Origin of the sequence: Kribbella sp. NPDC023855 (genome assembly GCF_040639475.1) — a bacterium.
GTDB lineage: Bacteria > Actinomycetota > Actinomycetes > Propionibacteriales > Kribbellaceae > Kribbella.
In genome coordinates this window covers 138,294-165,015 of sequence record NZ_JBFAAA010000002.1, presented here as the reverse complement: position 1 = coordinate 165,015, position 26,722 = coordinate 138,294, and the positions used below count along the sequence as shown (strand labels likewise).

The window sequence follows — 26,722 nt, the reverse complement described above, 5'->3', positions numbered from 1 at the left end:
GGTCGCAGTGCTGAGGTTGGGGGCGTGGCGCGTTGCTCGCTAGCGCCCGGTGGTTGGGGACCCCAGGTGCTGGCCGGACATGGTGTGTTGGTGCCGCGGGGAGCCGCGGGTGCCGGGGGTCAGGAGCGTTTGAAGAGGAGTTTCCAGGGCATCAGGGCTGATTCCAGTTGGACCTTGAGGCTCATTTTGGAGGCGCCGATGGTTCGTTCTTCGAAGCGGATGGGGACTTCGGCGATGCGTTTGCCCTGGCGGACTGCTCGGTAGTTCATTTCTACCTGGAACGAGTAGCCGTTGCTGCGGATGGTGGAGACGTCGATGGCTCGGAGGGTCTCCGCCTTCCAGGCCTTGAAGCCGGCTGTGGCGTCCTTCACGTGCAGGCGCAGGATCGTGTTCACGTAGATGTTCGCGAACGCCGACAGCAGGCGCCGGTGCCAGGCCCACTCGGCCGCGGCCGAGCCGCCCTCTACGTAGCGTGAGCCGATCACGACAGCGGCGTCGGTGGTCTGCAGGGTCTCGACCATCAGCGGGATCACCGAGGCCGGGTGCGACAGGTCGGCGTCCATCTGGATGATGATGTCGGCGTTCTCGTCCAGCGCGCGGCTGATGCCGGCGATGTACGCGCGCCCCAGCCCGTCCTTCTCGGTCCGGTGCAGGACCGAGACCTGCTCCGGCGCGGCCTTGGCCAGTTCGTCGGCAACGTCGCCGGTGCCGTCGGGGGAGTTGTCGTCGACCACCAGCATCTGCAGCCCGGGCAGCTTCAGGTCGGACAGCAGCGCCGCCAGTACGGGCAGGTTCTCCCGCTCGTTGTAGGTCGGCACCACCACGATGATCTTGGCGCTCTCAGCCATTCTCATTCCTTCGTCAAAAGCCTTCTCGGGTCACAGGACGCTACCGCATCAACTGTCCGGTGGCCGTCGAGGTGACGCGATCGGAAGGTTGCAGTACGGCGTACGAGGGGAACGGGCGAGCCGGGTGGGGCGTTCCACCCGGCTTCACTCGGCTCCGAACCGGGTCCAAACCGGCTCACTCAGACGGCCACTCCGCACGCAGCCGCCACCCCACTGCGGTCACCACCCAATGCGGCCACTCCTCAACGCGGCCGCTCCTCAGACGGTCAGTACGCCGCGGCCCACTGGTCGACGATCTCGCTGACCATGTGCAGGGCCAGCAGGTGCATTTCCTGGATTCTGGCCGTCTCCTCGGCCGGTACGACGATCGCCAGGTCGGCCGCCGCGGCCAGGCCAACGCCGCGCCGGGAGGTGAAGGCCACCGAGCACGCGCCCGCCGAGCGGGCCGCCTCGAGTCCCTTCACCACCGTCGGCGACGTCCCCGAGGTGCTGAAGCCGACCACCATGTCGGCCGGCCGGACCAGGGCCTGGACCTGGCGGGAGAACACTTCGTCATAGGAGTAGTCGTTGGCGATGCAGCTCGTCACGGCCGCGTCGCCGACCAGGGCTACGGCGGGCAGCGGCCGCCGTTCCCTCAGGTAACGGCCGATGAGTTCACCGACCAGGTGTTGTGCGTCGGCAGCGGATCCCCCGTTGCCGTAGGTGTAGAGCACCCCGCCTGAGTCGAGTCGGCGGATGAGCTCGTCGGCGACTGCTTGAATCGCCTCCAGCTGGCTGTGCATCGCAAAGGCGACCTCGGTGTGACGCTCGAGCTGCCTGGCGATGACCCGGTCTACATGAATTTGTGTCATGTGCCGGTCGTACGCCAGAAATTCAGTTTCTGGGAGCGGGACCGGTGGATCCGCGGATGACGAGGCGGGGCGCCACCCGGACAATTCGCCGCCGTGCGGGCAATTCGTCCCGGATTCTGGCCAGCAACAACTGCGCACAGCTACGACCCAGATCCACTGTGTGTTGATCGACGGTGGTTATGCCCGGTTGGACCAGTGACATCCACGGCACGTCGTCGTACGCGGCGAGGCTGATTTTGTTCGGTATCCGGAGTCTGCGGTGCTTCAATTCGGCCAGCGCGCCCTGGGCCAGCACGTTGTTGGCCGAAAGGATCGCGGTGATGTCGTGCTCGTTCAGCAGCTCGCGGGTGGTCTCCCGGGCGGCCTCGGCGTCGAAGCTGGTGTAGGCGATCAGGTCCTCGTCGAGCTCCAGCCCGGCATCCTCGTACGCCGCCCGGAAGCCGGCCAGCCGGCCCGCGCCGGTGGACCATTTCGTCTCGTCGATCAGGAGGCCGATCCGCTCGTGGCCGAGCCCGAGCAGGTGTTCGGTCAGCTCGCGCGCACCGGCTTTGTTGTCACTCAGTACGGCGTCGCCGCCACGGCCGAGCTGCCGGTCGGCGGAGACCACGTTGATGCCGTTGTCCTGCAGCATCTTCGGGCAGGCGGCGGCGACCGGGGTCACGATCACCCCGGCGACCTGCATCGCGAGCAGCGTTTCGGCCGCGTGCATCTCCTCTTCGGGGTCGCCGTTGTCGTTCACCAGGATCATCTGGTAGCCCTCGGACCGGAGCACCTCCTCGACCCCGGCGGCCAGATCGGCGTAGAACGGGTTGCGCAGGTCGGAGATCAGGACTCCGATCGCGGTCGAGGTCCGGCTGCGCAGGTTGCGGGCCATGTGGTTCGGCACGTACCCGAGCCGCTGGGCGGCCGCCTGGACGCGTTCGCGGACCTCCGGTGAGGCGTAGCCCCGGGTGTGCAGGGCGCGCGACACGGTCGACGGAGAGACACCAGCCTCCCGGGCGACGTCCTGCACGGTAGGCCGACTCTGCTGCTTCCTGGAATCGACGCTCACACGCGTCATCGTAGGGCCCAGAACCCCGAACACCGTGGACTTGGAGCCCTTAGACCGGCTCCATCGTCAGCAGAACGCCTCGCTGCTGCCCGTCCGGACCCCTCAACGCGCTGCAGAGCAGCCGGACGACGATTGCCCGGCCACGCCTGTTCACGGCGTCCAGACGCGTCTCGCTGGCGCTCTCCGGGTCGCTCAGCGCGGCCCGCACCAGCGGGCGCAGTACGTCGGCCGGCAGCCCGACGTCGAGGTTGAGCAGATGTTGGCCCTCGGCCTCGTCGCTGCGGACACCCCACAGCTCCTGGGCGGCCGCGTTCCAGGCCAGGATCCGCATCTCCAGGTCGACCACGATCACCCCGGCGGCGAAGACGGTGAGTACTGCCTGGAGGAAGTCATTGACGTCGTTCAGTTCGGTACTGCGCTCGCGGACCGCCTCGTTGATGATCTGCAGTTCGGCGTTGGTCGCCTCGAGCTGCCGGCCGGCCCGCTCGACCTCCTGCCGCAGCGCCCGGATCGGTTTCCGCTCGGCGATCACCTGGTCGAGGTGGCCGCGCAGCGCGAGCGGCTGGTACGAGACCTCCAGCTCCCGGACCGGCCGACCGACATCGCGGCGGCTCACCCCGAACAGGTTGCCGGCCTGGTCGCTCTGCATCACGAGCGTGTCGTCGAGACCGACCACCAGCTGGGCGATCGGGTTGGCCGCGCGGGCGAGCTCCCGGAGGCGGTCGGTGACCGGTACGTCGGCCGACGGCCCCGGCCGGCGTCCGGACGTCATCGACCGGTCGGCCACCCGGCGGAAGATCCGCTGCTTGAGGTCGATCGGCTCGAACATCCGGCTCCGGCCGAGCAGCATCTCCGCCCGCCCCAGGAAGAGCACGCCGCGCGGAACCAAGGCGAAGTGGAAGCGATTCAGCACCCGTTGCTGGGTCTCGGCGTTGAAGTACATCAGCGTGTTGCGGCACAGCAGCAGGTCGACCCGGGAGATGGGAGCGTCCTGCACCAGGTCGTTGCGCCCGAAGATCACCGTTCGCCGCAGCTCCGGAGTGAAGACGAAACGGTCGCCGCGCTTCTCGAAGTACTTCGTCCGCAGCTCCCAAGGCACGCCTTCGAGCTCGGCCTCCTGGTACGCCGCGTGCCGGGCCTGGCCCAGCGCTTCGTCGTCGATGTCGGTGGCGTAGATCTTCACCTGCTTGAGATAGGCGTCGCTGCCAAGCTCCTCGGCCAGCAGCATCGCCAGCGAGTACGCCTCACCTGACCCATCCGGTGCGTGATCCGGCGGGCCAGTCCGGTCCGCTTGTAGCCGCCGAAGTCGAAGCCCCGCGACTCGCGCAGATAGTCGAGCAGGGCGTCGAGCTCGGCATCGGCCACGTCGGGGTTCGTCACGCTACTGGCCGTTCCGCCAGCCGTTGTTGATCGCCGACCGCGCGCTCGGCGTGGTGACCCGGATGGTCGCCCAGACGATCTTGCCCCCGCTGATCGTCGGGTTGGCACCCCAGGTGGTGGAGAGGGCCCTGACGATGCCCAGCCCGCGCCCGTTCTCGGTCCAGTCGTCGCGGGGCGGCCGCGACGGTAGTGTCGGGTTGCCGTCACTGATCGCCACGGTCAGCAGTTGCCGGCGGAGCTCCAGCCGCAGTACTGCGTCCGTCCCGGCATGCCGGACCGCGTTCGCGACCAGCTCCGAGGCGATCGCCACGGCGTCCTCCGCCACGTCCTCGCAGTGCCACAGCTCGCAGGTGGAGCCGACGTAGCGCCTGGCCACCGCCGCGCTGCTCAGAATGGGCGCCAGCCTCAGCCGGGTCAGTTGCCGGATCGGTGGGTCGTGCATCGAGGCGAGCGCCGCCGCCAGGTTGTCGAACACCGGAATGAACCGGGCCACCACCGCGGAGTGGAGGCGGAACTGGTGATCGTGGTGGCGACCGGTCACCAGGATCAGCGGGATCCCGGACCATTCCGCGGTCTGCCGGGCCACCGTGGTGAAGACGCTGAGCGTGTAGGCCTTCGCCAGCGCGATGCCATCCAGCATCACGATGACCGCGGCCGGCTGGTCGGCCAGCTGCTTGGTGAGGAACGTCCGGAGCTGCGGTGCCGTCGCGACGTCGAGGAGGCCGGACGGGCTGACCACCACAGCCGCACCGATGGTCCGTACGCCGATCCGAAGGCGAGCGGCTCGACTCATGGCGCTTCCCCTGTCTTCGGCGTCCCGGCTTCCGACTGCCCGACGGTCAGCCGTGATCGCAACAACCCCGCGGTCTTCTCGTCGAGGGTCCGGACGGCGATCCACAGCGCGGCGCGCACCCCCTGATCGGCCAGCTCGAACTGATCAGGACCCGCACTTGTCAGCACAGCCTTCCCACACTGAGGACAGGCCGAACCGATCGGCCCGGCCAGGATGCGTTCCAGCCGTCGGCCGATGACCGTTCTCCGGTGGCTCGTCGGACAGCACCAGGTGACTGCCGTCGACCAGTAGATGATGGTCGGGTGGCGCGACGTACACGTGGCCGGGCTCGATCTCAGCACCGTGCTCGGCCACGGCGGTTGGCAGCGGGCAGGCAGCCCCCAGAATGCCGGCCAGTGCGCTGATCCCACCCGGCGGGCTCATCGTGAGTCGCCGGCTGACCTCTTCATGCGGACCCGTCCTGCTGCAGGGCGTCGTCGACGGAAGCGAAGATCCGGAACTCGCGCCCGAGCCCGGTGATGGTCAGCGGGCGGTCCACCGGACGCCCCACTCCTACCAATGCGAGATCGATGCCACGTTGCCCGGCCAACTGCCGGGCCTCGACCAGGTTGCCCAGTCCGGCCGAGCTGCAGAACGTCACCGCGGACACGTCGATCAGCACCTTCCGGGCCGGCGGGGCGATGGCCGCGCGGATCGCTTCGGCGGCGAACTCGGTGGTGGCGATGTCGATCTCACCGGACAACCGGACCACCAGAACTCCGGCCGCCAGCTCCTCGGTGACGGCACCGAAGGTGGTCCGGATCATCTCCCCATCGTGGGGCTCGGGCTGGCTCGTCACGGTGCTTCTCCCCCGGGTGCCCCCGCGGACGCCGGTCGGTCCTGGCGTGGTGGGTGACAGCCCTGGTGTAACCGTATGCCCCAACAACCAAGCGCCACAACGGGTCCCCGCGCAGTGACCCCGGAGCGTGACCAAAGCCCCGGACGACCGACGCTACCGTCGCCCTGGGCAACCAGCGCGGTCGCTCACCGTCAATGAACCCGGCGGTCGGCGATCATGTCAGGCAGTGAGGACCAGGCAGCTGCGGAAGGAGTTCCGATGGGTGTACTGACCGGCAAGGGCGCGTTGGTGACAGGTGGGTCGCGCGGGATCGGCGCGGCCATCGTCCGCCGCCTCGCGGCCGACGGCGCGGCGGTCACCTTCACCTACGCGTCCAGCTCCGCGGCGGCCGGCGAGGTGGTCGACGAGGTCAAGGCCGCAGGCGGCCAGGCGGTCGCGGTGCAGGCCGACCAAGCCGATCTGGGCGCCATCGGCGAAGTCTTCGCACTCGCCGCCGAACCGGCCGGCGGGCTCGACATCTTCGTCTGCAACGCGGCGACCGTGATGCCCAAACTGATCGCGGACGTCACCGAAGCGGAGTACGACGAGTTGATGGCCGGCAACCTGAAGGGTCCGTACTTCGCCCTGCAGAAGGCGGGTTCCGTACTACGTGACGGCGGCCGCATCATCAACCTGTCGACACTCAACACCGTGCTGCCCGGCCCGAGCATCTCCCTGTACGCCGCGAGCAAGGCAGCACTCGAGCAGTTCTCCGCCGTTGCCGCCCGGGAGTTCGGGCCGCGCGGCATCACCGTCAACTGCGTCTCGCCCGGTGCCACCGACACGGACATGTTCCGTGGCTCGAACCCACCGGAGGCAATGGAAAGAGTGATCGGCCTGACCGCGCTAGGCCGGCTCGGTGAACCGGCCGACATCGCCGACGTGGTCTCGTTTCTGGCCGGACCGGACAGCCGGTGGATCACCGGCCAGAACCTGCGGGTGACGGGAGGGCTGGTGCTCTGACCACCATCGACGACCTGCTCGCTGAGCTCGACGCGGCCGCCGACCCGGCAACCGCCGAGGTGCTCGCGCGCTACTTCCAGGTCAAGCCAGGTGGGTACGGCGAGGGTGACCGGATGATCGGCGTCAAGCTCTCCACAGTGCGCATCCTGCTGAAGCCCTATCTTCGCGCCGACCTGCCGCTTCCCGCGATCGAGAAGGCGCTGGCGAGTCCGGTCCACGAACACCGGCTGGCCATGCTCTGCCTGCTCGCGGACCGTGCGTCCCGAGCCCTCAAGCCCCGTACTGCGAACCCCGCGGAGCTGGCGGCGATCTTCGACCTCTACCTGCGCAACACCCGGCACATCGACAACTGGGACCTGGTCGACTGCAGTGCGCCGGAGGTCGTCGGGGGCTTCCTGCTCGACCAGCCGCGCGACCCGCTCTACACATTGATTGCCTCTGGCAACCTCTGGGAGCGGAGGATCGCCCTGGTCGCGACGTACCGGCTGATCCGCGCCGGGCAGACGGCCGACACCTTCGCGCTGGCCGAGCTGGTTCTCGGCGACTCCGAAGACCTGATCCACAAAGCTTCCGGCTGGATGTTGCGCGAGGCCGCCAAACACACCACTCCGGACGGCCTGCTCGCCTTCCTGGACAAGCATGCCGCCCGGATGCCGAGAACTATGCTGCGCTACTCGCTGGAGCGGCTTCCCGCCGAGACTCGCGCCTACTACCTGTCACTCGGTAAATGATTGCTGTTAGCAACAAATAGCCGGGGATCAGCAGGATGGCGTCGGGGGCGGTCAGTTCGGCTGACCAGCCCGAATCGCGGTCGTTGCCCAGCAGGGTGAGGCGGTTGACCGTGAGGAAGGTCAGGTGGGTCGCGATGCTGGCGTACAGGGAGCCGGTGGAGGTTCGGGCGGCGACCAGGGTGAAGCTGAAGAAGGTCAGCAGGATCAGGTAGCCAATGGGATCTTCGCCAGGCGGGGCGAGGCCCGGACTCGGTGCGGAGACGCCGATGAGTCCGCTCAGGAGCGCCTGGATCACCGACGCGGCACCAGGGACCAGGAGAAACAGGAAGGTGGTGCCGACGGCGCTGATCCATGGGCGGTGGCCGTCGCGGAGAGCGCTGTAGGTGTGGCCGCGCAGCGTCAACTCTTCCGGGAAGGCTTCGAGGAGCACCGCGATCACTGCGTTGGTCAGGATGAAGAGGAGTACGCCGCCGAGGTCGAACGGGCCCCAGTCGATCCAGCCTGCCGCAGTACCGGCGCCGAGCAATACTGTTGCGCTGCCGCCAGTGACGGCGACTCCGCGGGCAAATGGCCGCCAGCCGCCGACGAGGCCCAGCTCCCGGCGGCGGCGCCAGGGGCGGATCAGCAGAACCGCGATCGCCGTGCACAACAGCGCCGGCAGCAGACGGTCCAGCCAGATGGGGGTCCCGGACAAGGCGTCGGAGGCGGCCGAGGCCGTGCCGAGGGCGATGGCCATCGCGAGGGCGCCGAAACCGGCACGCAACCAGGTCATGCATACGAGCGTACAGCACGGCTGTGTTAAAACGCCAAGGCTTCACAGTGTGCGAGCGAGCCAGTACTCTCCGATGAAGATGAAATTGACTCAGCTTTCATCCGGACAGGAGACGTCATGCGCCGCCGCCCCCGCCCGCTCGTCGCCGTACTCGCCCTCGCCCTCGTCGCCACCGCGATCAGCGTGCACCGAACCCCCGCGCAGGCGGCCGATTCGCCGTACCTGGTCGGTCGCGGGATCTCCGACGTCACCGGCCCGGCCGCGGAGAACGGGATGATGGGCTACTCCAAGTTCGGGCAGAACACGACCGGGCTGCACCAGCGGCTGCGGGCCCGGGCGTTCGTGACGGTCGACCAGGCGAGCGGCCAGCGGGTCGCCTACGTGAACGCCGATCTCGGGATGATCTTCCAGGCCCAGCGGGACGCCGTCCTGGCCAAGCTGCGGGCGAAGTACGGCGATCTCTACTCCGAGCGAAACGTGTTGCTCTCGGCAACTCACACGCACAGCGGTCCGGGCGGGCAGTCGCACAACCTCGCCTACAACCTGTCCATTCTGGGGTTCCAGAAGCAGGCCTTCGACGCGACCGTCGACGGCATCGTCGAGGCGATCAGCGAGGCGCACGCCAACCTTGCCCCCGGCACCATCAGCCTCGGCCGCTCCACGTTGACCCACGCCAGCGTCCAGCGCTCGCGCGTCGCCTTCGAGCAGAACCCGGCCGGCGACCGCGCCGCCTTCCCGCAGGGGATCGATCCGGCCGTGACCGTACTGCGCTTCCAGCAGGGCGGCACCGATGTCGGCGCGATCAGCTGGTTCGCCACCCACGCGACCTCGATCACCAACGAGAACACGCTGATCAGCCCGGACAACAAGGGCTATGCGGCGTACCGCTGGGAGCACGACGAGAAGGGTGTCCGGTACCTCGACGAGAGCCAGGGTTTCGTTGCCGCGTTCCCCAATACCAATGCCGGCGACATGTCGCCGAACCTCAATCTCCGGCCCGGTTCCGGCCCGACCGAGAATCCGCTGCTGAACCAGCAGATCCTCGGCGACCGGCAGCACCAGGCCGCCGTGCAGGCGTACAACGGGCCGCGCGCAACGATCACCGGCAGCATCGACGCCCGGATGCAATTTGTCGACATGTCGGCTGTTCAGGTCGACCCGCGGTACACGCCCGACGGCGAACCGCATCGCACCTGTCCCGGCGTGGTCGGCGTCTCGACCTTGGCGGGCAGCGTGGAGGACGGACCGGGGATCGCGGTCATTCCCGAGGGCGTGACGAACCCGTTCTTCGAGCTGCTGAAGCCGTACAAGGTCGACGTGCCGCCGTGGCTGATCAGCTGTCAGTCGCCCAAGCTGGCCGCGGTACCGACCGGGTTGCTCCAGGCAACGCCGGACATCGTCCCGATCCAGCTGGTGAAGCTCGGCCAGTTCCACCTGGTCGCGGTGCCTGGTGAGGTGACGATCGTGGCCGGCCTGCGACTTCGGCGTACGGTGGCGGCCGAGCTCGGCGTATCGATTGAGAACGTGTTGATCCAGGGCTATGCCAACGCCTACGCCCAATACGTGACGACGCCGGAGGAGTACCAGCTCCAGCAGTACGAGGGCGGCTCGACGTTGTTCGGCAAGTACACGTTGCCGGCGTACCAGCAGGAGTTCGCCGGTCTGGCGAAGGCGCTGAAGGCCGGTACGCCGGTCCCGATCGGCACACATCCGCCGAAGCCCGCGACCGCCGAGCTGAATCTGCAGACCGGAGTCGTGGTCGACAGCCCGCCACCGTTCAAGTCGTTCGGGCAGGTGCTGACGGACGCGGCACCGCAGTACCAGCTCGGGGCGACGGTCTCGGTCGAGTTCGTCACCGGCCATCCGAAGAACAACCTGCACCGTAACGGCACGTACCTCGAGGTGCAGCGCCAAGTTGGTGGCCAATGGCAACGAATCGCCGACGACGGTGACTGGGACACCACCTACCGCTGGACCCGCACCGGCCTGGCCGACTCGAAGGCGACGATCACCTGGAAGGCCACCCAGCCCGGCACCTACCGGATCATCCACCGCGGCGACGCGAAGGCGCTGAACGGCACCATCACGCCGTTCACCGGAACTTCGCGCACCTTCACCGTGAGCTAGACGGGCAGTTCGACAGCGGCGGCGACTCCAGGGCGCAGTGCCGGTGATGGACCTGACGCGCGGCCGGCCGCTCCGGAGCCGGCCCGAGCGTCACCCACGCCAGTACTGCGCCCGCAACGGCCAGCCCGGCCGAGATCCACATGGCCATCTGGAAGCCGTCACTGAATGCGGCCGGATCACGGTAGGAGTCGCCGGTGATGCCGGCCGCCAGCGGAATCGCCGCGACGGCCATCAACTGGGCCGACCGGGCGACGGCGTTGTTGACCCCGGAGGCGACACCGGCGTGGTGGTCCTCGACGGAGGACAACACGGTGGCGGTCAGCGGAGCCACCGTGCACACCAGGCCGATCCCCAGCACGACGACGGACGGCAGGACATCCGTGAGGTACTTCGCGCCAGGCTCGACGTTCATCATCAGCAGGAAGCCACCGGCCATGAAGAGCGGGCCGACCGTCATCGGAATGCGGGCACCAATCTTCTCTGACAACGCGCCCGCATAACCCGAGAGTCCCAGCATCAGCACAGTCATCGGCAACAACGCGGCGCCCGCTGTCAGAGCTTCGTAGCCGAGCCCGGTCTGGAGATAGACGACCAGGAGGAACGTGGCGGTGCCCAGCGCGCCGTACACGACAACGGTGACCAGGTTGGCGCCGGTGAATCGGAGGCTGCTGAAGATTCCCGGCGGCAGCATCGGGTGCGAGCTGCGTCGCTCGACCTCCACGAAGGCGGCCAGACCCGCAACGCCGACCGCCAGAGAGACCAGGACCAAGGCGTCACCGAAACCGCGGTCTCCGGCGCTGATCAGGCCGAAGGTCAGGCCGGCCAGCCCGATCGTCGCGAGAACGGCCCCGGCCACGTCGAGCTTGCCCGCCATCGTCTCGTCGCGCGTCTCCGGCACGTGCCGCAGGGTGACCAGGACAGTGGCCGCGGCGATCGGCAGGTTGATCACGAAGATCAGCCGCCACGAGCCGTTGTCCACCAGGCTTCCGCCGACGAAGGGCCCGACCGCCGCGGCCACCGAAGTCAGTCCCGACCACAGGCCGACCGCCTTGGCGCGGTCCGCCGGCCGGAAGCTGGTCTGCAGGATCGCGAGGCTGCCCGGGGTCAGCAGTGCGCCGCCGATGCCCTGCAGGATACGGCCGGCGATCATCACCTCGAGATTCGGTGCCACCGCGCAGACCAGTGAGGCCAGCGCGAACCAGATGACGCCGGCGACGAAGGTCCGGCGGCGGCCGAGCCGGTCGCCGAGCGATCCGCTCAGCAGGATCAGCGAGGCCAGCATCAGCATGTAGCCGTTGACGATCCACTGCAGGCCGGCGATGTCGGCGCCCAGGTCCTCGCCCATCGCGGGCAGCGCGACGTTGACGACCGTGCCATCCAGGAACGCCATCCCGGAACCCAGCGCCGTGGCGGCCAGCACCCAGCGGGCCCGCGCACTGCCGAAAGCGATCCGATCCTCAGTGTGTGTGTCGGCCATGAGCTCAGCTTAAGCGCTTCAAAGATTCCAGGGAGAACTATTTCGGCAGATTCAGCTGGAGTACTGCGAGCGCCTGGCCGGCCGGGATGCCTTGCTGGACGCCCAGTCCGGGGGGCTCGCCGACGGCGCAACGGGTCTCTGCCAGTGCCGGGCAGACCGCGTTGCGCAGCCCGCCGCCGGGGATCAGGTAGTTGGTCGGCAGGGTCCCATCGATCCCGGCGGTGAGCGGATTGATCGCCACGGCGGCCCGGCCGCTCTCCGACGGCCGGCTGCGCACGGTCGAGCCGGTCAGTCGATAGGTCAGCTGCAAGCGGGTCGCGGTGACGGTCAACGGCACATCGCGCGGTGCGCTCAGTTGCGTGAAGCTCAGCGGTACCGGCTGGTCGCCGGCGATGATCTTCAGACCCGTCGCAACGGGCTTGGTGGCTCGCATCATGCCGGCCAGCCGCCGACCAGATCGCGGCAGTTGAAGCCGGATCAGGGCGACCTCGGAGCGCAGTACGACGTGCTCGGTGATGTCGAGACTGCCGTCGCTGCGCGGAATGGCGACCAACCGGATACCGGGAGCGGTCAGACCCGCGCCCTCCGCGGCCGGTGGCGACACGATCGACGGGGTGCCGGCGGTGCTCGTGGTCAGCGGGCCAGGGCTGGGCTCGACCGGAGTCGCGACTTGGTCGGGCGAGCAGGCCGCGGTCGCGCCGAGCCCGAAGATCAGCGTCGCCAAGCCCCCGGCGAACCTGCTTGCGGACATGCGGCATCGCCCCCAATGGGCCCGGACGCTTCCTCTGGTGGCCAGGTCGACTTCCGCATACGATACGCCGCAATTGGACTTGTCGGGCAATTCTCGATGCATTTCCGAGGGGCGGGGAAAATGCGGGAACACAGGGTGTCCGGGCAATCTCCAACAGTTATCTCGACATGGAGAAATAGCCCGGCGGAATTAACGAGAAGGTCAGGTCCGCAATTTCGCGGTCTCTTTTCCGTACTCCTGGCGGTGGTCGTGGCCGGGCTCGGTGGACTGGTCGCGGTGCCGGCCCAGGCGGCCGGAAGCGGCATCCTGCACGTCATCCAGGGTCTGCCCGGCCGGACCGTCGACATCGCTGTCGACGGCAAGCAGGTGGCCAGTGGGGTGAACGCGACCGAGGTGGTCGGGCCGCTGACGGTGGCGGCCGGTTCGCGCAAGATCACCGCGACAGAGGGCGGAAAGGTCATGATCGAGCGGCAGGTGACGGTGGGTGCCAACGGCAATCTTGACGTCGTCATCCATCGCCCGGCCGCACTGACGGCCGCGCCGGTGATCACCACGTACGCCAACAAGCTGACCGCCGTACCGCGGGACAAGGCCGCCGTCCGGGTCGCGCACACCGCGGCGGTCGGGCCGGCCGACATCCGGGTGAACGGCCAGGTGCTGTTCGCCAACGTGGCGAACGGTGAATCACTCGACGTGGTGGTTCCGGCCGGTACCTACAAGGTCGACATCGTGCCGACCGGAGCGAGCACACCGGTTGTTCTCGGGCCGTTGAATTTGCCGGTCCGGGCCGGTTATCTGACCCGGGTGTTCGCCGTCGGTGAGCCGGCCTCGAAAACGATGAATGTCGCGGTCGCCACGCTGAAGCTGCCCGGGTCCGGCAGCGCGAAGCCAGGCGTGGTCAACACCGGCACCGGCGGCCAGGCGGCCGGCCTGACGTCGGAGTCGCCGGGCGCTGGGCTGCCGTTGGTGGCTCTGCTCCTGGCCGGCGCGCTGGCCCTGACGGTGAGGAAGGCGGTTCGTCGCTGAGGAAGTTCTTGCTCGGATTGTTCCTGTTCTGCTGCGTGGCCCTGGAGGGGTGCGCCGCGCAGGTGAACGAAGCAGTCCCGAGCCCTGGCACGGATGGCGGCGGTACTCCGGCTGCGCAACAGCCGGAGCCGTTGCCTTTCGTGCTGCCCGGCCGCACTGGTACTCCGGCCGCCAGCCAACGGGTCAGGTTCGTACCGACCGGGCTCGTGCTTCCCGGCGGAGCGAAGGCTGCCGTGGTGCCCGCGAAGACCGTGACTGGCGAGCTGGCCGTTCCGGAACGTGTTCAGCAGGTCGGCTGGTGGGACGGCGGCGCCGAGGCGGGTGACCCGTTCGGGTCGGTGGTGATCGCGGGACACATTGATTCGGCCAAGGAAGGCATCGGCTTCTTCGTCCGGTTGCTGAAGGTCAGGGCAGGCGAGGTCGTCGTACTGCGCGGCGCCGGCCACAGCGCGTCGTACCGGGTGGATTCGGTGACGTCGGTGCCGAAGGGTGCGTTGGCGACCGAGAGTGGGGCGTTCGAACAAACGGGTGCTCATCGGCTGGTGCTGATCACCTGCACCGGCTCCTACGACCGAGCACGGGGTGGGTACGAGAAGAACCTGGTGGTCAGCGCGACGCCATTGGGACTGGCGAAGTAGTGGACCTAGGTCTACCCCGGCTGGGGTGATCGCTCCCTGTCTCGGCTCGGCCCGGCCGACCAGAGTGTCCGCATGGACTTCACTTCGTTCCGCCCCGCCCGCCGGCTTGTGCTGGCTGTCGGGATCGCCGCCGGACTGGTGGCCGCGCCCCTGTCCGCTCCGCTGGCAGCCAATGCCGCGAACTCCGTCGACGGGGTCTGGCAGATGGACGGCTACAGCACCATTGTTGCCATCGACAACGGCAAGGCCGAGTTGTTCTCGACCACCTCGATCAGCTGTACTCCGGCCGCCGTGTACACGCAGTCCGGCAACCGGTTCACCGCCAAGGAGGAACAGGCCTTCACGGTGCGGGCACGCCGCGACCGCGCGGTGCTGCATGTCGAGGGCAACGTCGGTGACAAACACCTGCGCAGGTTGGCGAAACTCCCCAACAACTGCACGGTGCCCGGGGCAACGGGTCCGCTGGCCGTCTTCGACCAGTTCTGGACGACGTACGCGGAGAACTACCCGTTCTTCGCGGCCAAAGGCATCGATTGGGGCAAGGTCCGCGACACCTACCGTCCGCGGGTCACGCCGGACATCTCCGAGGATGCGCTGTTCGACCTGCTGAGCGAGATGATCAAGCCGCTCGGTGACGCGCACACCGCGATTCGCAGCCAGACCAAGGCGTTTACCGGAGTACGGCCCGGCACCACCTTCCCGTCCCCCGAGCTCGAGGCGGAGCTGCGGCCCTACATCGAGCAGACGGCGCTCAAGGGGATCCGCTTCACGACGTACGCGAACGACATGATCGGGTACGCCGACCTACCCGGGCGGATCGGCTACCTCAGGGTGATCTCCTTCCTCGGGTACGGCGACGTCGAGGACTACAACGCCTATCGCAAGGTCCTGAACGACACACTCGACCAGATCCTCACCAAGGACCGCACGACCGGGCGAAACAGGCTGCGCGGGCTGATCATCGACCTGCGGATCAACGGTGGCGGCTCCGACCAGCTCGGGCTGGACCTGGCCTCGCGACTCACCGGCAAGCCGTTCTTCGCCTATGCCAAGCGGGCCCGCAACAACCCGGCCGACCCATCGGCGTTCACCGCGCCGCAGCCGATCTTCGTGCAGCCGTCGGAGCGGACGAAGTACACCGGACCGATCGCGATGCTGACCGGCGGGTCGCAGATGAGCGCCGGGGAGACCTTCACCCAGGCGATGATGAACCGCAGCCCGCGGCCGGTCCGGATCGGGCAGAACACCCAGGGCGTCTTCTCCGACGTGCTGGTCCGGACCCTGCCGAACGGCTGGCAGTTCATCGTGCCGAACGAGGAGTTCCGCACCCGCGACTGGAAGACCTTCGACGGCCCTGGCATCCCGCCGGACCTCCGTACTCCGGTCTTCACCGCCGCCGAGTTGCGGGAGGGACGGGACACCGCTTTTAGTACGGCGCTGCAGTTGCTGGTCAGGTAGTCCACTGAGACACCCCCGGATCCGTCCCTGATCTGCGCTCCAAGCCGTTCCCAGACGCCGGGAGCGGCTTGGAGAATCGCTGTCATGATCATTTCGTCCGGCCGTACCGCCCGCCTGGTGCTCACCGCCACGCTGGCGCTGACCACACTCGCGGTGTCCTTCCTCCTCTAGCGCTCCCACTCCGCGGAGGCGGAGCGCTAGGGTCTGGGGATGGCCAGGTATTTCGACGTGCATCCGGAGAACCCGCAGAAGCGAGCGATCGGTCAGGTGGTCGACCTGATCCGCTCCGACGGCCTGATCGCCTACCCGACGGACTCCTGTTTCGCGCTCGGCTGTCAGCTCGGCAACAAGGACGGCCTGGACCGGATCCGGACCATCCGGCAGCTCGACGACCGGCACCACTTCACCCTGGTCTGCCAGGACTTCGCCCAGCTCGGGCAGTTCGTGCACATCAGCAACGCGGTGTTCCGCTCGATCAAGGCGGCGACCCCGGGCAGCTACACGTTCATCCTGCCCGCCACCAAAGAGGTGCCGCGCCGGCTGCTGCATGCGAAGAAGAAGACGGTCGGTGTCCGCATCCCCGACCACGTGGTCACCCAGAGCCTGCTCGCGGAGCTCGGCGAGCCACTCCTGTCCAGCACCTTGCTGCTGCCTGATGAGGAGGAGCCGATGACCCAGGGCTGGGAGATCAAGGAACTGCTCGACCACCAGATCGACGCGGTCATCGACTCCGGCGACTGCGGCACTGAACCCACCACGGTCATCGACTTCTCCGAAGACTTTCCCGAGATCGTCCGGGTCGGCGCGGGAGATCCCAAGCCGTTCGAGTAGGTCAGCCGAGTTCGTGCCGGCCGGACACGCCGAGCTTGCGGTAGACGGACCCCGCGTGCGTCTTCACCGTGTTGACCGACAGGAACAGATCCTCCGCGATCTCGCGCAAGGTCAGCTCGCTGCGCAGGTACTGCAACACCGACAGCTCCCGCTCGCTGAGCAGCCCGACGTCGGCCGCCGACGCACCTAATGGCTCACCCACCTCGCCGGCGACGCGATTCCTGAAGTCGACCAGCCCGAGGGCACTCGGACACTGCGCCAGCAACCCATCAGCCGCAGCCAGCCGCGCTCGCGCCTCAGAACCCGCACCCAGGTACTGCGCCAACAGCAGATTGACGAAGGCTCCCATCGTCAGGTCCGAGCCATACCCGGACCCGTCAATCAGCTCCGCCAGCTCAGCACCCGGATCATCAGCAGCCAACGCCAACACCACCATCGCCTCCGGCATCATCCGAGCAGACGGCCGCACCTGACACTCACGCAACCCCTCCCGCACCAACTCCGCCCCCGCCCGCATGCCTTCAGACGATTGCAGGTAGCCCGCCAGGCCTGCGATGCCGTGCATGGCCACCTGGACTGGCGGTGGCAGTGGGTCTTTCCAGAGCGAGGGGATCTCGGCGACCAGCTTCTGGGCCTCGTCTGGTTGACCGGCCAGGAGGAGCGTGCGGGCAAGGCTGATTCGTGCCTGGGTGGCTGTCTGGGGAGTGCCGGCGGGTTTGGCCAGGGTCCGGCGGCCTTGGCGTAGGGCGAGGGCCAGGTCGCCGCGTTCGCGGGGGAGGCAGAGGCGCCAGACCTCGTCCGCGGCGGGTGGGTCGGTGGTTTCGCGGATCCAGCGATCGCGTTCGCCGAAGCGGCCGAGTTCGCACCACAGGTTCAGGGCGCGCCGGCCGAGTCCGCTGCCGGCCAGCGCGGAATCCGGGAGCGCAGCGAGCCACTGGTCCAAAGACACCAGTCGCCCAGCGCGGTAGATACCGTCGAGTTGCTCGTCCAGGAGCCGCACGGCCAACGGATAGTCACCCGACGCCAGCGCAAGCCCAATCGCCTCCTCCCGGTCACCGGAGACTGCGTGCCACCGCGCCGCGGCCCGGCGTACCGTGATCAGCCGATCGGGATCAGTCGTCTCCAGCCGGTGCAGCAGAGCCTCGCGGAACGAGCGCTGCAGCCGGTACCACCGCCCGTCCCCGTCGTCCGCGATCAGGAACACCTCATCCCGCCGCAACCGATCGAGCAACGCGGCCGAGTCCGACCGACCCCGGACAGCATTCATCAGCGGTACGTCGAACCGCGCCGGTACTGCGCAGTCCAGCAAGAACTCGCGAAGGTCAGGAGCAAGTTGCTCCCAGACGTGCTCGACCAGGAACTCACCGACCGACTCCAACACCACCGAACCCGGCCAGCCCTCGGAGTCGAGCACTCGCCGGCCGAACAGCGCCGACTCCTCGGCCGAGAAGCGCAGGTCGCGCCAGCTCAGGATCGTCAACCGTCCGGCCAGCTGCAGCCGATCCAGCCGCAGGCCGGGACGAACCCGGCTCGCGATCACCAACGTCAACCGATCCCCGGCGATGGAGAGCAACAGATCCAGCTGACGGTGAATGCCAGCAGCAACCAAATGCTCGAACTCGTCGAGCACCAGCACCGTTCCGGCGGGGACGGCCGCGGCAATCCGTGCTACGAAGGCATCACTGCCGGGCGCGCCGGCACGCGGCGCGGAGCTGCCGGTGCCGAGTCCCTGGTCGGGTACTCCGACGGCCTGGGCGAGATAGCGCCAGAACAGCACCGGGTCGTTGTCCTGGGCATCGATCGTGATCCAGGCGGCTGGACCCGTAGCGGTCGAGGACGGACGCAGCGACGGCGAAGCGCCGCCGGGCGACCAGGACGACAGTGCGGCCGTCTTTCCCGATCCGCCGGGGCCGATCAGCAGGATGACGGAGGACCCGGCGGCTGCCTTGTCCAGCAGGGCGTCGATGCGTGGCCGGGGGAGCAGGGGAGCCAGGGATACGGGCGGCCGCAGCTTGGCTGCCACCAGGTCCGCTGAGTCCACCTCACCACGGTACGACCGATCACTGGCCGGCTATCACCCAAGGGTCGCCGGTGAACCAGACGTTGTCGATGTGCACGTGCCGCATCACCCAGCGCGATCCGTCCCGGACCGCCTCGACGGCGTACAGGTTCTTGAGCAGGGCGTGCCGGCTGTGGTCGTCCTTCGGCAGGTGCTGCGCCTCGACGATCGCGGTCAGCCGTGCGGTGTCGCCGTCGAGCTCGACCCGGGCATTGGTGACCACGTGGGTGGTGTCGATCCGCACCTTCGGGTCGAGGATGGTGCCGACGATCGTGTCGCGGCCCTCCATCAGCGGGATGTCGAGCCCGCACTTCGTCGCCGCCGGCCGGAAGTCCAGTACTGCGTCCGCCGCGAACGCCGAGGCGAACAACTCCCGGTCGCGCAGATCCTGGCCCAGCCCGAACCGGTACAGCGCGTCGATCACCTCCTCGCGGTCCAGCAGCTGCTCCAGCTCGCGCGCACCGAACGCCTGATCCCTGGTGACGTACATCCGAATTCCTCCCACTGGTTGCTTCCTGAACCAGTCAGCCAGCCGCCGGCCGGTGAGCGGGAGCTCTGGAGCGGGTGAATTCGCCGATCGGGAGCGTGAGAGCTTGCGGTGCGGAAAATTGTGGCCGACAGTGGCCGTCAGTAGTTACTGGTTCACGGAACTCGTCCGCCCCGAATGGAGATCACCGTGCCTTCCCTCAAGCGAACAGGTCTTGCGCTGCTTGCTGCCGTGCTGTTGATCGGTGGCATTCCGGGCAGTGCGCAGGCGTATGCGAACGCCTTCTTCCCGACTCAGAGCAGCGGCAACCGCGGCGCCGACGTACTGGCGATTCAGTACCTGCTGCAGCACAACGGTCAGTCCGTCTCCACGGATGGCGTCTTCGGCGCCGGGACGGTGACGGCTGCCAAGGCGTTCCAAACCGCCAAGGGTCTCGGTGCCGACGGGATTGTCGGGCCGCAGACCTGGGGTGCGCTCGTGCCGACGATCCGGTCCGGTGACAACAACGCGGCGGTGAAGGCGCTGCAGGTCGAGCTGAACGCCAAGCGCCGCCTCAGCCTGCCGGTCGACGGAGTCTTCAGTACTGCGGTCCGCGACGCCGTCGTTGCGTTCCAGTCGCACGCGGGCATCGGCGCGGACGGCATCGTCGGCCCGGTCACCTGGCGCAACCTCGCCTGGCACTACGACTATCCCGACTTCACCGCCAACCTCTGCGACCAGGACCCCGACGGCAACGGGACCGCGGCCAACTGGGCGCACGCGGCCGCGGTGGCTCAACTCGAAGCGGCCGCGCGCAACTTCGCCGGCACCGGCCAGGGCAAGGTCCCGTACGGCGACGCCGGGTTCGAGCACGGTGGCGATATCCCCGGCCACGGCAGCCACGAGCAGGGGCTGGACATCGACATCTGGCCGATCCGCACGGACAACGGCCAGTGCACGGCCGGCCGGATCACCTGGCAGTCGACGACGTACGACCGGGCCGCGACCCGCCAGTTGGTCCAGGCGATCCGGGCGGCCGCACCGGGCCACGTGAAGTTCATCTGGTTCAACGACCCGACCCTGATCAGCGAGGGCCTGACCGCCGAGTGGCCGGCCCACGACAACCACCTGCACATCCGGTACTGCGAGAAGGTCCACCCGACCTCCATGTACACCTGCTGACAAACTGGCGAGGTGACCACTCTTGACCTGACCCCCGACGAACTGCTCACCACCACCCGGACGGTCCGCAAGCGGCTCGATCTCGAGCGGCCGGTGCCGATGGAGCTGATCCGCGAGTGCATCGAGGTCGCGCTCCAGGCTCCGTCCGGCAGCAATCGGCAGACCTGGCACTGGCTGGTGATCACCGATGCGGACAAGCGTGCGGCGATCGGCGAGTACTACCGGCGCGCGGTCGCGGCGTACCTGGAGTCTTCGGGCGCGGCCGGCCGCCTGTACGCCGATGATCCCGAGCGGGCGCCTGTGCAGCAGCGGGTCGGGTCGAGCGTCGCCTACCTGGGTGAGCGGATGGGCGAGGTGCCTGCGCTCGTCATCCCGTGCCTGCAGACGAAGTCGCTGAAGGCGGTCAATCAGGCAGGCACGTGGGGCTCGATCCTCCCAGCGGCGTGGAGCTACTGCCTCGCCGCCCGCGCTCGCGGCCTCGGTACTGCGTGGACCACGCTGCACCTCACGTACGAGCAGGAGATCGCGGAGTTGCTCGGACTGCCGGAGGACATCCGGCAGTCCGTGCTCCTCCCGACCGCGTACTACACCGGCGACAGTTTCAAGCCGGCCCCGCGCCAGCCCGTCGACGAGGTCCTGCACGTCGACGGCTGGTGAATCACCGGACCTCCAGCTCCGACAACTGCATCCGATAGCCGCCTTCGCCATCCGGCCGCAGTTCCGTGCCGCGAACCTGCAGATAGCGCGCCGCCGTCGCCGGGAAGGTGAAGGCCTGTACTCCGGCGCCGGGCCGCGGCAGATCGTTGACTGTGGCCACCGGGGTCCAGGACGTGCCGTCGAGAGAGGTCTCGACGGTGAAGTCGATCGGGAACCCGTTGCCCGTGTTTCCGCCATCGGACCGGGCGTACAGGTCGGCCCGGCTGATCAGACTCGGTCCGCCGAGATCCACCCGCGCGTACTGCGGACTGCCGGCCGGCACGGAGGCGCTGGTCCAGCCCATCGAGTTCCACAACCGGGACTGGTGTGAGCCGTCGGTCAGGTTGGACCGTAGCCAACCTTCCGCCGTGAACTCCGACGAGGACGACGCACTCACCGGTCGTCCCTCCGCAAGATTGCCCCCGGCAACCTCCACCTCGGCGAACTGCATCCGGTAGCTGCCGAAACTGTCCTGCCCGAGCTTGCTCCCGGCAACCTTCACGTAGCGGACGTTCTGGGTGGCAAACGGGAAGGTCTGAGCCACAGCCGTCGGCCGTGCATAGTTCTGCCGACTCGCCACGGTCGACCAAGCTGAGCCGTCGGCCGAAACCTGCACGGTGAAGTCGATCGGGAACCCTGTCCCCGCGTTGGCCCCGTCGCTGCGTGGATAAAGATCCACCCGGCTCACCGGTCGCGCCGCCCCGAGATCGAGCTGGACCGACTGCGTGTCGGTCGCACTCGCCGCCGCGCCACTCGTCCAGCCCATCGCCCCGGCCACCGACGTCCGCCGGCCGTCGACCGCGGCTCGCGGGTTCCACCCGTCACCGTCGTACGTCGAGCTGACGGTGACCGGCCGGGCCTCGGCTGTGTTCGTCTCCGGGTTGAGTCGGACGTTGTCGAATTGGACGCTGACGCCACCGCTGGCCAACCCGATTCCGCCCGCGCTGAAGGCGTTGTCGGTGACTGTCAGCACAGGTGCTTGCCCTGAGCCCGCATACACCGTGATCGTGTTGCCCCGCGCAACCACTCGCAGGCGGTTGAACTGACCAGGCGCATAGCCCGTGGCGATCGCGCGACCGAGATTGGTCCCGCTGCGATAGACGAACACCTCGCCGTTGTTGCGCTGGGCCACGAGGTAGCCGCTCTCGAAGTCCGTGCCGTTGAGGTTGCGCACGACGAGACCGGCCCAGTTGTTGTTGCCGTCGTTGCTGTTCACCCCGGTGATCCGCAAGTCGACGCTCGCCACCGCATCGGCGTACGCGCGGCCTTTCAGGCTGTTGACGAAGTCCCAGCGGGAGGTGTCGGTCTGGCTCAGCACTCCGCCGGAGGCCGACCAGGTGCCCTTGCCGGGTTGCCAGGAGGCCGCGCCGGCGGTGAAGTCGTCGGCGTACGGGTATCGCCGGTCGGGTCCGCCGCCGGCGAGAGCATCGAGGACTTGGCGGTGGACGTTGTCGACCGCAGTACCGGAGTGGTCGAAGGTGTAGGAGTTGGTGAGCAGGGAGTTGGCGAGCGCTCTGGCGAGCACGGGCTTGGTCACCGCCAGCTTGGCGAAGAGCTCGTAGTCCTCGGCGCCGTCCAGCTGGGCCTCGCTGCGCACGCTGTCGTAGAGGTCGTACGCCGCACGGTTGGGCCGGACCAGAAAGTTGTCACCGTTCTGCGGGCCGTCGAAGGTGTCGAACTGGAGGTAGGGCCCGCCGACGTTCTGGAACCAGTAGTTCCAGCCCCAGTGCAGATAGCCGACCGAGTTGGTCTTCCAGGCGAGCAGCGGAGTCAGCCGGGTCTTGTTGAGGTGCGAACCGATGAAGCGGTTGAGGTAAGGACCGCGGGGGCCGATGCAGTTGTAGAGCCAGAGCTCGTTGCCGCCGAGCCGCTTGGACTGGAAGTGGCCGACGTTGTTCTCGTAGAGATCGAGGATCGGCGTGTTGGAGGTGACGGTGGCGGCCGGGTTGAGGATGGCGAGCTCGGCCTCGTTCAGCTTCGGGTTCGGGAAGTACTGCCGGTACTTCGCGTAGAGCCAGTTCGCGGCGCTGATCTCCTCCGGCCGGGTCGACTCGTCGTTGGCGCTCATGTAGAACTTGTCGGTCCAGCCCTTGGCGTCGAGGTGCTGCTTCAGGGCCGGGAACACCTTGTCCAGGTAGGCGTTCGCCTCGGCGGTGTTGGTGAGCACGGGGACCATCTGGGTCGTGCCGTCGGCCCCGCGCTTGAGCATCTCCAGCCGCGGCGTCGTGCCGCCGATCAGCAGGTGCGGTGTGTGGATCCACTGCAGCGCGCCGGCGTCGGCGTACGTCTGGATGAAGCGGTCGAAGGTCGCCCAGCCGAACGTGTAGTTGCCTGCAGCGTCAATGGTGGTGTCCGGGATGAGCAGGGCCTGGAAGTCGGCGAACACCACGTTGTTGCGGTGCTTCGCATGGTTGCGGGCCATCGCCTCGATCACCTTCCACCAGTTGGCGTCGTACATCTGCACGCCGTACTGGACCGGGATCGACTTGACCGTGCCGTCGTAGTCCCAGCCGGCCGAGGTGGTCCAGTTGTTCAGCTTGAAGGTGGACTGGTTGGTGGGTGGCAGGGTCGTCGCATAGACGGTCAGCCGCACAGGTACGACGACGTCGTCCGCGCTGCTCTGCACGGTCGCCGTGCCGGTGTAGACACCGGGCGCCTGGGCGGTCGGGACGTGCACGCTGTAGTGGTACGGCTGGGTGACGTTGGCTGCGAGGGAGCGTGGAGTGTTCTCGACCAGCGCGTCGTAGTACGCCGTGCCGCCGCCTGGCGCCGGCTCCACTTCGGCGTCGCCCAGCAGGACGACGTTCGGGTGCAGGTACTCGCGCCGGACGGTGATGGCCGAGCTGGGGATGGTCGCTCCACCCGGTCCGGTCAGCGTGCTGGGGACGACGGATACGCCGCTGACGGCGGTGGTGGGGCGGACCGCGATCTGGGCGGCTTCCGTCTCGTTGCGGGCGGCGTAGAGGTCGATCGCGGCGGGTGCGCCGGCGGGTCTCGGCGTACCGGCGAACAATCGGTCGGACGCGCTGTGGGTCCAGACAGGTGGGGGAGCTGCCGCAGCGGGCAGCGGGATGAGGGTGGCGAGCAGAACCCCGGCGATAAGACCAGCAAGCGTGCGCATTGATGTCCTCCGGGCGGCGAAAGGAACAGAAGTGTGCACGAGTGTGTTGCTGGGGTGACCGCCGGTCAAGATCGCGACGCGTCAACGACGTGTCCGGAATCGGTCAGCTCGCGGTGGCTGCCATCTCGTCGATGGTCAGGCCGCTCAGTACGGACCGCGGCTCGGCGAGAGTGAGGTCGAGGAGCGGATCGGCGGACTCGTCGCGAACCTTCACGAGCAGCCAGTCGCGACCCGTCCGGGTGAAGGCCCATGAGCCTGTCAACTTCACGCCCTGCAAGGCGAACCGGAAGTGCCCGTGCTCGATCGCCTCGGCGGGGTCGACGAGTTTGCGTTGCTTGTCCCGCGTCTCGTTGCGGTAGACGCCCGCGTCCCAGACGATCACGGCACCACTGCCGTACCGGCTGCCGGCGTGGACGCCCTCGTACGTCGCGTACTCCATCGAGTGGTCGTCGGTCGGCACCGCCAACCGCTTCACCACCGGATCGAGTGACGGCCCGCGCGGCACCGCCCAGGACTTCAGGACGCCGTCGACCTCGAGCCGTACGTCGTAGTGCAGCCGCCGCGCGTCATGCAGCTGGACCACGAAGATCGGTGCCTCAGGCATCGATAGACCCAGCCCTCCGCAGGTGATCCGCCGTGCAGCAAGTGTACGGCGGACCACCGCGGGGAGGGCGCTACCGGGGTGACGGGAGGGTCACGCCGCGGCAGCGGCAGGAGGCTCGATCTGGTCGCGCAGCCGGTCGAGAATGCCGCGCAGCAGGCGGGAGACCTGCATCTGGCTGACACCGATCTCGGCGCCGATGTCGGCCTGGGTGTGACCCTCGACGAAGCGCAGTTCGAGGATCCTGCGTTCGCGCGGAGCGAGGTCGTTCAGGACGGGCTCGAGCATGGCGACCGCTTCGGTCCGCTCGAAGTCGCTGTCCTCCTCGTCCGCGATCGTGTCGGCCAGACTGGCGGTGGACTCGCCGTCCAGCGGCCGGTCCAGCGACAGGACGGAGAAGCAACCGTCCGCGGCGAGAGCAGCCTCGACCTCGGAGACGGTGGTGCCGAGGCGCTCGGCGAGCTCCTCCAGGGTGGGGTCCCGCTGCAGGTCCTGCACCAGCTGCGGCCGCACGGAGGCGATCGAGCCCTGCAGTTCCTGGAGCCGGCGGGGGATCCGCACCGTCCACGAACAGTCGCGGAAGTAGCGTTTCACCTCTCCGCGGATGGTCGGTACGGCGTACGCCAGGAACGGCGTCTCGGTGTCGGGACGGTAGCTGCGGGCGGCCTTGACCAGACCGAGGTAGGCGACCTGGTCGAGGTCGTCGGCCTCGACCCCGCGGCCACGGAACCGGCCGGCGATGCTGTGGGCGATACCGAGGTTGAGCTCGATCGCTTCGTCGAGCAGTCTTTGCCGCTCTGCTTCGTCCGTCGACCGGGCTCGCCGGTCGAGAAGGGACCGGGTGGTGAGATCTCGCTGCTGCTTGGGATCGCGGTGCTGCTGCGGATCGCGGTGCTGCTTCGGTTCGGCAAGTACGGAAACCATGATTCTTGACCTCGCGACTGTGAGTCACGGCGCGGCACATGTCTGGACCGCGGTCAATATCTGTATGGCTATTCCTACCCTATGGATCCCGAAGTTATGCATCCGAGGTTCGACCGAAATGAACCCGCAGGGTCGCAACGCGGTGGCAACACCGCTCAGGATCAGTCGAGAGTGCGCAACACGGCGAGCGCGGCCGCCGGGGTCCGCGGCGAGTCCCGCCAGCGCAGCGACCACCCGTACGGCGGGACGCCCGCAGCGAGTGGCCGGACGACCACACCGCGTGGGTACGGCGTCGACAGCAGCCCGAGCGCGACGCACTCGCCTGCCCGGACCAGGTCGGCCGCCGAACTCCTGGTCGCCGGATGCCGGCGCGGTGCGAACCCCGCAGTACGGCAGCAGGCGATGACGAACTCGTTCCACTCCGGCGCCAGTTCGTCCGGCGGCAGGTAGTGCAACTCGTCCGTCAACTCCCGTACTGCGACCGCTTCGGCTGATGCCAGCGGGTGACCTGCGGGTAGGGCTACGCCGAGTGCCTCCCGACGGATGATGCGCTGCATGACCCCGTCGGGGCAGCGCGCGGTGGAGCCGCAGAGCGCAAGGTCGAGCTCGCCGGCGAGCAGGCGTTGCTGCTGGTCATGAGTACCGCGGCTGGTGATCACCAGCCGGAAGGACGGGAGCCGGTCGCGGAGCCTGGCGAGCACCGCGCGAGGGGTGGCCAAGTTGGTCTGCAGGACGTCGATTCGCAGTACCTGATCGCGCTGGGCAGCGGCGGTCGCGTCGGCTACGCCCGAGCGGATCGCTTCGAGGGCGCCGCGGGCGTGCGGGAGAAAAGCGTCGCCTGCCGCGGTCAGAGTCACGCCGCGGGGGGAACGGTCGAAAAGCTGGGAGCCGAGCTGCGCTTCGAGTCGGCGGATCTGGTTGCTCAAGGCCGGTTGTGACACGTAAAGCCGACGTGCCGCGGCAGTGAAATGCAGTTCCTCCGCCATCACCAGGAAGTACCGCACCAGCCGTAAATCAACATCCATTTCTTGTGGGACCTTCCCCAGCCTCGACTGCCAGAAGCCTGCGACGTTAGTGCGCTGCGTGGTCGCGCGTCGAG

Annotated in this window: 27 protein-coding genes; 9 read left to right on the top strand and 18 right to left on the bottom strand. The window is 68.1% G+C overall.

The annotated features are described in order from the left end of the window. Window positions 1–119 precede the first annotated feature (119 nt). The 9 genes from AB0F51_RS06485 to AB0F51_RS06445 form a co-directional block, all read right to left on the bottom strand. Window positions 120–848 (bottom strand): polyprenol monophosphomannose synthase, encoded by a 729-nt coding sequence (locus AB0F51_RS06485; RefSeq protein ID WP_360275023.1) that lies wholly within the window; start codon window positions 846–848, stop codon window positions 120–122. Between the two features lie 266 nt (window positions 849–1,114). Next, entirely contained in the window at window positions 1,115–1,699 is a 585-nt protein-coding gene (locus AB0F51_RS06480) for an SIS domain-containing protein (RefSeq protein ID WP_360275020.1), read from the bottom strand. Between the two features lie 22 nt (window positions 1,700–1,721). Beyond that, window positions 1,722–2,759, bottom strand: coding sequence for a LacI family DNA-binding transcriptional regulator (locus tag AB0F51_RS06475; RefSeq protein ID WP_360275017.1), 1,038 nt, complete (start codon window positions 2,757–2,759; stop codon window positions 1,722–1,724). A 40-nt stretch (window positions 2,760–2,799) separates the two neighbouring features. Further along, on the bottom strand, window positions 2,800–3,978 hold the full coding sequence (locus AB0F51_RS06470; RefSeq protein WP_360275014.1) for a CheR family methyltransferase: 1,179 nt from the start codon (window positions 3,976–3,978) through the stop codon (window positions 2,800–2,802). Continuing rightward, window positions 3,930–4,130 (bottom strand): hypothetical protein, encoded by a 201-nt coding sequence (locus AB0F51_RS06465; RefSeq protein ID WP_360275011.1) that lies wholly within the window; start codon window positions 4,128–4,130, stop codon window positions 3,930–3,932. Before AB0F51_RS06465 ends, AB0F51_RS06470 begins: the two co-directional genes overlap by 49 nt. A 1-nt stretch (window position 4,131) precedes the next feature. Next, entirely contained in the window at window positions 4,132–4,923 is a 792-nt protein-coding gene (locus tag AB0F51_RS06460; RefSeq protein ID WP_360275008.1) for an ATP-binding protein, read from the bottom strand. Beyond that, complete coding sequence (locus AB0F51_RS06455) at window positions 4,920–5,090, bottom strand: hypothetical protein (protein ID WP_360275005.1); 171 nt, start codon at window positions 5,088–5,090, stop codon at window positions 4,920–4,922. Before AB0F51_RS06455 ends, AB0F51_RS06460 begins: the two co-directional genes overlap by 4 nt. Continuing rightward, window positions 5,068–5,346 carry a chemotaxis protein CheB gene (locus AB0F51_RS06450; RefSeq protein ID WP_360275002.1) on the bottom strand — a complete coding sequence of 93 codons (279 nt, stop codon included), beginning with the start codon at window positions 5,344–5,346 and terminating at the stop codon, window positions 5,068–5,070. Before AB0F51_RS06450 ends, AB0F51_RS06455 begins: the two co-directional genes overlap by 23 nt. Before the next feature lie 22 nt (window positions 5,347–5,368). Then, entirely contained in the window at window positions 5,369–5,728 is a 360-nt protein-coding gene (locus AB0F51_RS06445) for an STAS domain-containing protein (RefSeq protein WP_360274999.1), read from the bottom strand. A 291-nt stretch (window positions 5,729–6,019) separates the two neighbouring features. On the opposite strand from AB0F51_RS06445, the gene AB0F51_RS06440 reads away from it, so the two are divergent. Both AB0F51_RS06440 and AB0F51_RS06435 read left to right on the top strand, forming a co-directional pair. Beyond that, entirely contained in the window at window positions 6,020–6,763 is a 744-nt protein-coding gene (locus AB0F51_RS06440; RefSeq protein ID WP_360274996.1) for an SDR family oxidoreductase, read from the top strand. Next, complete coding sequence (locus AB0F51_RS06435) at window positions 6,715–7,494, top strand: DNA alkylation repair protein (protein ID WP_360274993.1); 780 nt, start codon at window positions 6,715–6,717, stop codon at window positions 7,492–7,494. The genes AB0F51_RS06440 and AB0F51_RS06435 overlap by 49 nt, the downstream gene beginning before the upstream one ends. Here AB0F51_RS06435 and AB0F51_RS06430 read toward each other — a convergent pair. Continuing rightward, window positions 7,424–8,266, bottom strand: a complete 843-nt coding sequence (locus AB0F51_RS06430; RefSeq protein WP_360274990.1) for a CPBP family glutamic-type intramembrane protease — start codon at window positions 8,264–8,266, stop codon at window positions 7,424–7,426. The genes AB0F51_RS06435 and AB0F51_RS06430 overlap by 71 nt on opposite strands. Window positions 8,267–8,383: 117 nt before the next feature. On the opposite strand from AB0F51_RS06430, the gene AB0F51_RS06425 reads away from it, so the two are divergent. Continuing rightward, window positions 8,384–10,393 carry a neutral/alkaline ceramidase gene (locus AB0F51_RS06425; RefSeq protein WP_360274987.1) on the top strand — a complete coding sequence of 670 codons (2,010 nt, stop codon included), beginning with the start codon at window positions 8,384–8,386 and terminating at the stop codon, window positions 10,391–10,393. Here the strand turns inward: AB0F51_RS06425 and AB0F51_RS06420 are convergent. Both AB0F51_RS06420 and AB0F51_RS06415 read right to left on the bottom strand, forming a co-directional pair. Next, window positions 10,380–11,870 (bottom strand): DHA2 family efflux MFS transporter permease subunit, encoded by a 1,491-nt coding sequence (locus AB0F51_RS06420; protein ID WP_360274984.1) that lies wholly within the window; start codon window positions 11,868–11,870, stop codon window positions 10,380–10,382. The genes AB0F51_RS06425 and AB0F51_RS06420 overlap by 14 nt on opposite strands. A 37-nt stretch (window positions 11,871–11,907) precedes the next feature. Beyond that, on the bottom strand, window positions 11,908–12,621 hold the full coding sequence (locus AB0F51_RS06415) for a hypothetical protein (RefSeq protein WP_360274981.1): 714 nt from the start codon (window positions 12,619–12,621) through the stop codon (window positions 11,908–11,910). A 243-nt stretch (window positions 12,622–12,864) separates the two neighbouring features. On the opposite strand from AB0F51_RS06415, the gene AB0F51_RS06410 reads away from it, so the two are divergent. The 4 genes from AB0F51_RS06410 to AB0F51_RS06395 all read left to right on the top strand — a co-directional run bounded on the left by AB0F51_RS06410 (window position 12,865) and on the right by AB0F51_RS06395 (window position 16,574). Beyond that, a complete protein-coding gene (locus AB0F51_RS06410; protein WP_360274978.1) occupies window positions 12,865–13,647 on the top strand; it encodes a DUF4397 domain-containing protein in 783 nt (260 codons plus the stop codon). A gap of 62 nt (window positions 13,648–13,709) precedes the next feature. Beyond that, complete coding sequence (locus tag AB0F51_RS06405; protein WP_360274975.1) at window positions 13,710–14,285, top strand: class F sortase; 576 nt, start codon at window positions 13,710–13,712, stop codon at window positions 14,283–14,285. A gap of 72 nt (window positions 14,286–14,357) precedes the next feature. Next, entirely contained in the window at window positions 14,358–15,743 is a 1,386-nt protein-coding gene (locus AB0F51_RS06400) for a S41 family peptidase (RefSeq protein ID WP_360274972.1), read from the top strand. Window positions 15,744–15,953: 210 nt separating this feature from the next. Next, the gene (locus tag AB0F51_RS06395; protein ID WP_360274969.1) at window positions 15,954–16,574 is read left to right on the top strand and encodes an L-threonylcarbamoyladenylate synthase; all 621 of its coding nucleotides are present in this window, start codon (window positions 15,954–15,956) and stop codon (window positions 16,572–16,574) included. A gap of 1 nt (window position 16,575) precedes the next feature. Here AB0F51_RS06395 and AB0F51_RS06390 read toward each other — a convergent pair whose 3' ends face one another. Together AB0F51_RS06390 and AB0F51_RS06385 are read right to left on the bottom strand one after the other, a co-directional pair. Continuing rightward, window positions 16,576–18,615 (bottom strand): LuxR C-terminal-related transcriptional regulator, encoded by a 2,040-nt coding sequence (locus tag AB0F51_RS06390; RefSeq protein ID WP_360274966.1) that lies wholly within the window; start codon window positions 18,613–18,615, stop codon window positions 16,576–16,578. A gap of 19 nt (window positions 18,616–18,634) precedes the next feature. Further along, complete coding sequence (locus tag AB0F51_RS06385; RefSeq protein ID WP_360274963.1) at window positions 18,635–19,123, bottom strand: nuclear transport factor 2 family protein; 489 nt, start codon at window positions 19,121–19,123, stop codon at window positions 18,635–18,637. 186 nt (window positions 19,124–19,309) lie between these two features. Between AB0F51_RS06385 and AB0F51_RS06380 the strand changes: the two genes are divergently transcribed. Beyond that, window positions 19,310–20,281: a penicillin-insensitive murein endopeptidase gene (locus AB0F51_RS06380; RefSeq protein ID WP_360274961.1), complete on the top strand. Its 972-nt coding sequence runs from the start codon at window positions 19,310–19,312 to the stop codon at window positions 20,279–20,281. 12 nt (window positions 20,282–20,293) lie between these two features. Next, window positions 20,294–20,938 (top strand): nitroreductase family protein, encoded by a 645-nt coding sequence (locus tag AB0F51_RS06375; RefSeq protein WP_360274958.1) that lies wholly within the window; start codon window positions 20,294–20,296, stop codon window positions 20,936–20,938. A gap of 1 nt (window position 20,939) precedes the next feature. On the opposite strand, the gene AB0F51_RS06370 is transcribed toward AB0F51_RS06375, so the two are convergent. From AB0F51_RS06370 to AB0F51_RS06355, 4 genes are all read right to left on the bottom strand, one after another. Then, window positions 20,940–24,098 (bottom strand): glycoside hydrolase domain-containing protein, encoded by a 3,159-nt coding sequence (locus AB0F51_RS06370; RefSeq protein ID WP_360274956.1) that lies wholly within the window; start codon window positions 24,096–24,098, stop codon window positions 20,940–20,942. Between the two features lie 103 nt (window positions 24,099–24,201). Continuing rightward, window positions 24,202–24,702: a DNA polymerase ligase N-terminal domain-containing protein gene (locus tag AB0F51_RS06365; RefSeq protein WP_360274953.1), complete on the bottom strand. Its 501-nt coding sequence runs from the start codon at window positions 24,700–24,702 to the stop codon at window positions 24,202–24,204. A gap of 90 nt (window positions 24,703–24,792) precedes the next feature. Next, window positions 24,793–25,623 carry a SigB/SigF/SigG family RNA polymerase sigma factor gene (locus AB0F51_RS06360; RefSeq protein ID WP_360274950.1) on the bottom strand — a complete coding sequence of 277 codons (831 nt, stop codon included), beginning with the start codon at window positions 25,621–25,623 and terminating at the stop codon, window positions 24,793–24,795. A gap of 161 nt (window positions 25,624–25,784) precedes the next feature. Beyond that, window positions 25,785–26,648 carry a LysR family transcriptional regulator gene (locus AB0F51_RS06355; protein WP_360274948.1) on the bottom strand — a complete coding sequence of 288 codons (864 nt, stop codon included), beginning with the start codon at window positions 26,646–26,648 and terminating at the stop codon, window positions 25,785–25,787. Between the last annotated feature and the right edge of the window lie 74 nt (window positions 26,649–26,722).